5 protein-coding genes and 1 pseudogene are annotated in these 4440 nt (G+C 44.3%); all 6 read right to left on the bottom strand.

What is annotated here, in order from left to right:
• Positions 1-172, bottom strand: a pseudogene (locus C5S62_RS06945) (mobilization protein); the annotation flags it as partial.
• A gap of 206 nt (positions 173-378) precedes the next feature.
• Positions 379-1335, bottom strand: a complete 957-nt coding sequence (locus C5S62_RS06940; protein WP_104404663.1) for a toprim domain-containing protein — start codon at positions 1333-1335, stop codon at positions 379-381.
• 212 nt (positions 1336-1547) lie between these two features.
• Positions 1548-2624 (bottom strand): AAA family ATPase, encoded by a 1077-nt coding sequence (locus C5S62_RS06935; protein ID WP_016269990.1) that lies wholly within the window; start codon positions 2622-2624, stop codon positions 1548-1550.
• Between the two features lie 14 nt (positions 2625-2638).
• Positions 2639-2947 (bottom strand): DUF3853 family protein, encoded by a 309-nt coding sequence (locus C5S62_RS06930; RefSeq protein ID WP_008664960.1) that lies wholly within the window; start codon positions 2945-2947, stop codon positions 2639-2641.
• 223 nt (positions 2948-3170) lie between these two features.
• Complete coding sequence (locus C5S62_RS06925) at positions 3171-4196, bottom strand: hypothetical protein (protein WP_104404662.1); 1026 nt, start codon at positions 4194-4196, stop codon at positions 3171-3173.
• An 11-nt stretch (positions 4197-4207) separates the two neighbouring features.
• Positions 4208-4440, bottom strand: a 233-nt coding sequence (locus C5S62_RS06920; RefSeq protein ID WP_133159530.1) for a PDDEXK nuclease domain-containing protein, incomplete at its 5' end; no start/stop codon positions are given.

Raw genomic sequence — 4440 nt, 5'->3', positions numbered from 1 at the left:
CCACAAATTTAACACTTTTCTCAAAATTCATGCACCGTGTTTTCGGCTTGACCCACACAACATAGATTTTGGACATCCCGATGTTTCGTATATACTCGGCAGTCCTTCGGTTGTGTGCCTCGCTCGATGCGATGTTGCAAGGCTTGATATGTATGCTTGATTTTGTTGCCATAGTTTTTTTATTTACATTAGATTGCTTTGTTCGCTTCCGCAGTGGGGTTCTTAGGGGTGCAACCCATAAGCGGTGATTGCAAAGAGAGGGTCACTCTTTGCTCGGGGTTCTCAGGGGTGAACGCCCTGAGTGGGTCATTAGGGCAAAGCCCTAATCCCCTCGGGAGAGCCCACAACTACGAAAGCGGAGCGTGTAGTTATAGTGGGCTATAACCGAAAGCCGTTCTTCTTTTTCGGTGGCTGGGTGTGCGTCTTTCTTACGGACTGGATTTGCCTGTTTCTTTCAGCCTGTTTCTGTAGGTATTCGTTCAAGTCCTTGCATCCGCTGTAGGTCTGCGAAGCGTCACGGATGTATAAATCCCTGCCGTATTCCATACGGATTTGCCGGAGTGCTTCCATCCCTGCACGGTCATTGTCAAAGAAACAATGGATGCGCTTGTAGCTACCCAAAGGATAGAGAGCCTTGCTTACATTCGATACGGAGTTCAATACAATGTAGTCCTGTCCGTCCAACTCCGGATAATTCGGGCAGCTCTCCTGTCTCAATGTCAGAAAGGAGAGGTAGTCCATGAATCCCTCGAACACATAACACGTTTCCCTTGTTTTCTCTGGCTGTTTGATGTGGGAAATTTCCTTAGGGGCAATACAGCCCTTGAAATAGCGGTTGCGAATTTCATATCCACCCGATACGTTGGGAAAGGCAATGGCGAAATACCGCTTGCCGTTGTTGGTGAAGTGCGCTTCACTGCATTCTCTTTTCGCCAGTTCTGTGTTTATTCCCCTTTCCTGCAAATAGGAGAGCAGGGCAGGAGAAGAAAGCGGTACAATCTCCAGTTGCTGAAAACTCGGTTCGGAAAATGATTGCTTGCCAAAAGAAAAAGAAACAGGACGGACATGTGGTGTCTGTTCCGCTATGCGTTCCAATATATAAGGTATATGGTCGGTAGCATATAAGTGTGAAGCCAGTTCGATGATGCCGCCGCCTTTGCCGAGTGCAAAATCATACCATTGGTTGCGTTCGGTATTTACCTTGAACGAGGCTTCCGTTTCTTCCCTTAGCGGTGATTTATACCATAGGTTGATACCCTGTTGTTTGACGGGAGAATATCCCAAACTGTGCAGATAATCTGCTATCTTGATTTGCTTGGCTGTCTGTATATCCATAAAATGATTGTTTTAGTAGTTGGTGAATTGATTTATTTTTCTTTTTGCCCGTACCATTTTAAGAAGTACGGTCTGTATACCCACTTCACTAAATTGTCGTATATATAGAGTACGGCAATAAAGTGAAGCGGTTTATCCATTCCTTGCATCACTTTGCTTTATCCTTAATATATAGACCCACAGAATAAAGTGAAGCGATTGCAGTTAACAAGCTAATAGTGGAAGTCGGGCATGAATGTGTATTTTCTGCCGTTCTCCTGTACTATCATCCGCTTGTTGCGAAGCATGGTGATGAGCGGTACCGCCTTTTGATGGTTCAGCTTTACACCTATTGACGTATAGCTTTTGATTAAAGCATCTTCCAGTTCCTTGTAACCGTATTCCTCTTTCAGCCCGAAAACGGCTTCCAATGCGATACGGTGCTGCTGCTCGGTAATATGCCTGTAAGGGTCGAACTTTTCCTCTTCCGGTCTTCCCGGTTTCTTCGCTTCGGGTTTGTAACCCTCTATGAGTTCAGGCAAGGCACTGTCATTGATACGAAAGGCAAAAGGCTCGAAATCCATTGCCCGGATGTGCATGGCTGAAACATTGCTTATATCTCCGTTGCTTTTGTCTTTTTCCACCAGCAATACGGTTTCCGCCTTATTGTTCAACTCCGTGCCGATATGCCCTCTCGCATTCTCATCCCCTTTGTTCTGGTGCAGTATCGTATGGATATGTATCTGCCTGTCGTCCGTCCACTGCATCAGTTTGGATATGATGCGTGTGGATTCGCCGGGGCTGTTGATGTCATATACCATGTCACGGATGCCGTCTATGATTACAAGACCAATGTCGGGCGTATTATAGATAGCCTGTTCGACAATCCTGATACGCTGTTCAGGTGTGTATTTTCTCAAGGCGAGAAACTCAAGGTTCTCATTATCCCTGTCATCAGGCAAGTCAGCCATCCGTAAAATGCGTTTCATGACTTTCAGGCAATGATAAGGACTTTGCTCCGTATCAACATAAAGCACTTTCCGCTTCCCGTCGGAGAGTTCCGCTACATACCGCAACACTGTGCCATTCTTCAATGCGGCGGCTACAATAGCCGAAACATTGAATGTCTTTTTACTTTTGGCTTTGCCGATGGATGCGCTGAAATTGCCCAATGTCCCAATGACAGAACCATGCACTTTGAGGATTTCGGGTGCTTTCTCATAACTTTTCGACAGGCTCAAACGTGAGGCTTGCCAAAGGATTACGGCTTCTTCTGCCGATATGTCCTTAAACTCTTTCATGTAGTCCATAGCCATTCCTCCCGTTATTTCCGTCCTCCGGTTTTCTTTCCTGCCAGTTCAAGGGCAAGTTCCGCATCCACGATAATCTTGCGCCCTATTTGCGTAATGGCTTTGTCTATCTTTCCGCTTTTCTTTATGCGGTTGGCGGTGGGCAGGCTGCACCCGAACAGTTTGGCTATGCCCAGTATTCCGTACACATACTTTCTTTCTGTGTCCGTAACGGGTCGTGGTTGCGTTTCCGTTTGACCGGAAGCGTGCTTGCTCAGGAATATGAACTCTTCGCCTGTCATCTGCCAGACGGGTTTTAATAATAACTCTTGAAGATTTGTCATCGTTCAATCTATTTAGCCGTTAAACAATCAGCCCTGCGCACTGGCTGTTATCTCTGTTCTCGAACGATGCAAAATTAGGTAGGGGCGTGAGTGGTAAGGATGTGGTTAGTGCAAATGGAATATTTTATTATTTCACTGAATATCAGATAATAAAATTACCACTCAAAAATTAATTTGAGTGGTAAAAGTGGTAATTTCGTAAAATATCAGGGTGTATCACGGATTATCGGAATATTGCGTCCATTTCTTTGGCGAATTTCTGGTTACTGTCACTTGGAAAATCCGACACCGGTTCCTTGTACTTTGACTTGTAGTAGTTCTCGTCAATATCCAGCTGTTTCAGGATTGTATTCTTCCATTTATCTCTGTCTTGTTTGGGCAGTCTTTCACTCATCAGGAATATCAGGTAACACACCCGTATTTTTTCTCGTGCCTTGATTTTTAATTCCTTTTTACAGGAGGATAGGTTCATGTTGGCATAGAAGTCCTGCGTTGCAATATCTTCAAACTGTTCCCCCACACAGACTTTATGAATAAGCGAAAGTAATTCTGCATCGAAATATTCGGATTGCTCCTTTGGCGCATCCTGCTGTTTCTCTTGCTTGCTCGGTTCATCCGGCTTGTCTTTTTCTACGGGAATATATTTTGCCAATATTTCCATAAAATGGAAACTCAGTTTATAAATATCTCCGCAACAGTTCTCAATATATTGGAGAGATTCCTTTCTTGCCTGCCTTTCCAATTCATAAAGCCTGTCCAGTTCTTCTTTTTCCTTCTCATATTCAGCCTTGCAGCGTTCATACTCCTTTTCGGCTTGCTTTTCTTCTGCTGCCGTATGTACCCTGTAGCCAATGGAATCATACCTGTTGTATGCTTCATTCAAAGGCTTGCTTAATTTTTGTATAACTTCCAGTTGCGCCTTTATATCAATATCATGTCTGCCTGCGAAGTTGTAGCACACACGGGAAATTATCTCATCATCAAACAATGGATGTTTTTCATAAATGAGTATGTTTTTCTCTATCTCGGTTCTCAGGCTGTTGAGAACCAGAATATATTGTTCTTTCGGTTTGTCAAGCACCAGTTCAAGGATGGCGGCTTCAAAAGCTTTTGTGTCATTGTATTGCTTGTAGAAGTCCGTGATGAATTTCTGCCTGTCAAAAGAGAAAGTATGGCTGACTATAAAGTCGCTGTATATCCGGTTGAGTTCGCCATATTGGGGAATCATAATCTGTATTTCTCCTGCCATATACGCTTAGTTTACGGGTTCTTATCTTTATCAAGAAAGGAAGTCAGTTCTTCCTCCACTTCCTCTATACTTGGCAGAGCCGATTTTAAGTTTTCAGGTATAGCCTTGCTCAACTGGTAATCGCTGATGCCTATCGGCTGGTCGTAGCCTGTCAATGCATATTGCGCTACAACTTCGTCTTTCCCCTTGCACAGCAACAACCCGATAGTCTTGTTGTCATGCTCTCCCCTCAGTTTTTCATCCA

The organism is Prevotella sp. MGM2, from assembly GCF_002933955.1.
GTDB lineage: Bacteria > Bacteroidota > Bacteroidia > Bacteroidales > Bacteroidaceae > Alloprevotella.
This window is presented reverse-complemented; position numbering and strand designations above follow the sequence as displayed.

Coding starts and splice junctions, on each gene's coding strand:
- C5S62_RS06940 (WP_104404663.1), bottom strand. CDS start 1,335: ATGGATATACAGACAGCCAAGCAAATCAAGATAGCAGATTATCTGCAC.
- C5S62_RS06935 (WP_016269990.1), bottom strand. CDS start 2,624: ATGGACTACATGAAAGAGTTTAAGGACATATCGGCAGAAGAAGCCGTA.
- C5S62_RS06930 (WP_008664960.1), bottom strand. CDS start 2,947: ATGACAAATCTTCAAGAGTTATTATTAAAACCCGTCTGGCAGATGACA.
- C5S62_RS06925 (WP_104404662.1), bottom strand. CDS start 4,196: ATGGCAGGAGAAATACAGATTATGATTCCCCAATATGGCGAACTCAAC.